General features: G+C 59.0%; 3 protein-coding genes and 1 pseudogene. 3 read left to right on the forward strand and 1 reads right to left on the reverse strand.

What is annotated here, in order from left to right; translation table 11 throughout:
- The first annotated feature begins 247 nt into the window (after positions 1–247).
- On the forward strand, positions 248–496 hold the full coding sequence (locus JKG68_RS31435) for a hypothetical protein (RefSeq protein ID WP_202066272.1): 249 nt from the start codon (positions 248–250) through the stop codon (positions 494–496).
- An 80-nt stretch (positions 497–576) separates the two neighbouring features.
- Here the strand turns inward: JKG68_RS31435 and JKG68_RS31440 are convergent, their stop codons facing one another.
- On the reverse strand, positions 577–915 hold the full coding sequence (locus JKG68_RS31440) for a hypothetical protein (protein ID WP_202066274.1): 339 nt from the start codon (positions 913–915) through the stop codon (positions 577–579).
- A gap of 783 nt (positions 916–1,698) precedes the next feature.
- On the opposite strand from JKG68_RS31440, the gene JKG68_RS31445 reads away from it, so the two are divergent.
- A complete protein-coding gene (locus JKG68_RS31445; protein WP_202066276.1) occupies positions 1,699–1,944 on the forward strand; it encodes a hypothetical protein in 246 nt (81 codons plus the stop codon).
- Positions 1,945–2,267: 323 nt separating this feature from the next.
- Positions 2,268–3,193: pseudogene (locus JKG68_RS31450) on the forward strand (manganese catalase family protein).
- Positions 3,194–3,361: the final 168 nt, after the last annotated feature.

Consider the following 3,361-nt stretch of genomic DNA (forward strand, 5'->3'; position numbering starts at 1 on the left):
GGCCTTGGAGCAGCGGCCGACCCAACCCGCCACATCGGCAAAGTTCGGATCAGCTTTCACAACCTTCTGGATGACAGCTGCGTTGATCCAGAACCGCACGAGTGAGGGTCAAAACTCCGCAGAAGGCTGTGTATGAAATTGCTGGTGGTGCGCTCTGTGGAGGCGTATCGTGAGCCACTGCTGGTAGAAATGATCCAGGCGCCGACGAGATGAGCATGCTGCCGTCCGCAAGGCTCTGGAGGTTGCCATGACCCATTTTTATGACACCTGTGCAGGACCTATTGAGGGTCTCTATCTGCCGCCCATCGCCTGGGAGGTGCTGCGACGAGAGAACATCCAGACCATGGACGAACTCCGGGCGAATGCGGACCGGCTTGAACAGTTCGATGGCCTTGGCCCGGGGATGGCGCAAATGATCAGACTAACACTTGCTTATGTCGCCCCCTTCAAAGAGCAGACGTCGAGCACAAAACAGTACGACCCGTGGAGCGCGTAACTCCAATAAGGCGCTTTATGGAAAAGGGCCGGATGCGATCGGCACCGAGACAAAAGGGTAGCGCAAAGATCGCCGCAGCGTTAGGCGGCAGGATTGCGCAGTGAGTTGAGCAATCCAACCCGTTGCCGCGCTTGGTGCGGATGTCCCCGCACCAATGCCCTCCGGCTGTTTCCCCGGACCGCCGTCAGCTCGGTTTGCTTCGTGCCGGCGATCAGGGGCGCGACCAAGCCCCGATCCAGCGAACCTGCGAAGCGGCAGGCCAGGATGGGCTCGTGGGTAAGCTGGACTGCTGCCTCGTGTCTTGTTGCAATCGGCACGTCCTTGAGCTGCACTGGCGTCTCGCTCCAGCCGAGCTCAAGCCACACTTGCTGTGGCTCCGCCGGCTCGATCTCGAAACCGGCAGCCTTGACGTGGGCCAAGCAAGTGTCTGTCCTCAGGGTAGGTGATGGTGCGTCCGCCGGTTGGCCGGGCGCAGACTGCGACTGCGGGGAGGACGCGCGGTGGGGGCGAGCGCATCGCTGGGCCATGGCGGCAAGAACTGCGCCACGGCAGCCTGGGTGATCATGATGAGAAAAGCGGCCACGACGGCTCTGAACAGCATAGGCTCTTTCAGTTTGCAGGAGTCAAACCCGAAGCCAAGCTGGAGCGTTGCGGGTTGTCCGCAGCGGCCTAGGAGCTTTACCGGACAGCATGGGGTCATGATATGCCCTTCAGGCGTTGCCCTCCGACAGCTTCAATGGCGCACCTACTTCTGGACTGGGCGCTCCATCTTGCTGGGTTGGACACGGATGCGGCCATGGCTCATCGGGTCTGGCCGGTTAGCGCCGGCTCCGTCGGGATTAGCACCAGTCAGGTCCGAGCCCCTGTTAAGACTGTCGGCTAGGCCTTCGGTGGTATTTTCCTGCCACCCCTCAGAGCGCCAGGAGGTTTGCTGCTCGTCGAGATCCAGCACACCCTCCTGATCAAGAATACTGACAGCCTGAGCAACTTCATCCTCGCTGCAGCTCACAATGACCATGGTTCCGCCGCGGAGGACACCCTCCACATACGCATATGCATCAGCTCGTGACACCCCCGCATCCTCCAGACGAGGGGCCAGATTGTGAGGGGTAGACCAAATGTCGATCCCAGCTTTTGGGATTCCTGCCTGCTCCAAGTGCCTCGCGGCGGCTGTTGCGTGCGGCTCTCTTTGGAACAGGGATGTGACAGTTTTGGTCATCGCCAATCTTCTGCAAGGTTATGTGGCGTCAAACGCGCTTACGAAGCGTCAAGCCGGTAAATCGATGTTAGGTGCCTTGGAACGCCGCCAGGAAGCGGCCTTTTTAGCACACGGCCAGACCGTCAATTCGATCACTCTTCAGATCTGCAAATGTACCACGGGGCACCCGGTTTCACCACCTGCCGATCCTCTACTGCGGGAATACCTTATTCCTGGTCGTCTGGCCTGACGATCCCGGCGCTGCTTTTGATCTCTCATTGTCTGAAACCGGCACGGGGCCGACCTTAACCGTGCTTCTGCAAAAGGAGAGTGAAGCGGACCTTTGCACAACCATGATCAAAGAGCGTCCTTAACCGAATGTGACCTTTCACCATCAACACTTTCGCGGCCGAGCCAGCTACTCCTTTCGATGCAGTGTGGCTCTCCCTTCCGGACTGGGTCTGATCGGTGGCCGACATACAAAGCAGCCCGGCTGGATCTTGAAGACTAGGCACAGAGGAACTGGACGGTCGCTGGTCAGTTTCCTGACCTTACCCTTAAGAAGGGTCTTCCATGTTCCTACGTGTCGATAAACTTCAGGTCGATCTGCCAGCGCCGAAGTGTCAGGACCCCAACGCCGCTGCGGCCCTCCAGGAACTCCTGGGCGGCAAGTATGGGGAGATGTCGACCCTTGGGAACTACATGTTCCAAAGCTTCAACTTCCGCAGCAAAAGCAAGCTCCGCCCGTTCTACAGCCTGGTTGCTGCCATCACAGCCGAAGAGCTTGGCCACGTGGAACTGGTCAGCAATGGCGTCGCCATGCTCAACAATGGTCCCGATGATGCCAATGACGACGAAGATGGCGGTGCCGACATTTCCGATGCGCCTTTTGAAGACATGAGGGACATCCGTCTAGCCGCGGCCTTTCTGTCAGGCGGTGGTGGCGCCATGCCGGTCAACAGCAACGGTCAGTCCTGGAACAATGACTACATCACCACAACCGGTAACGTCGTGCTGGATCTGCTGCACAACTTCCACCTCGAGTGCGGGCAAGACTGCACAAGCTGCGTGTGTATGAGACCCTGACCGACCCCACGGGCCGCGAGGTCTGTGGCCATCTGCTGGTGCGCGGCTCGGTTCATGCCCACGCCTATGCGCTCGCGCTGAAGAAGATCACCGGCGTTGAGATCGAGAAGATGCTGCCGACCCCAAACATCCCGCTCGGTAACATCCCGGAATGCCAGAAGTACCTCGACGAAGGCTCGCATAGGCGGCTCTACACATTCAGTCCTGACGACTACAAGGATATGGCGGGCATCTGGGGCAACGGCGAGGTGGCGCTACCGGACGATCCTCCGGGCGAACTGACGGTGGTTGACGGCATGCCCGACGGTGGCAAGATCCATCAGCTCACAGGCGTGCCCTCGGCCTTCACTCCGGACTACGCGCCGGAGGAGATGTTTGAGATCGCCACCAAGCACTACAAGGCGTCGCGTTAAACATTGGCGGGAAAGAGCATAAGCTCTTTCCCGTTCCTCCGTGTCAGATCTGAAAGTCTCTACAGGTTTGTCATTGGAACTGCGGCTTTGACGTAAGCGGTGTTCTGGACCCACCTTACGTTTGCATGTGTGAGGGACGAGACTGACGGCCTCTGTTTGGAGATCGTT

The sequence above is a fragment of the Microvirga aerilata genome (assembly GCF_016743775.1).
In the GTDB taxonomy this organism is placed as follows: domain Bacteria; phylum Pseudomonadota; class Alphaproteobacteria; order Rhizobiales; family Beijerinckiaceae; genus Microvirga; species Microvirga aerilata.

Bases quoted from the DNA above. Each gene is read 5' to 3' on its own strand.
- JKG68_RS31435 (WP_202066272.1), top strand. From the start codon at position 248: ATGACCCATTTTTATGACACCTGTGCAGGACCTATTGAGGGTCTCTAT.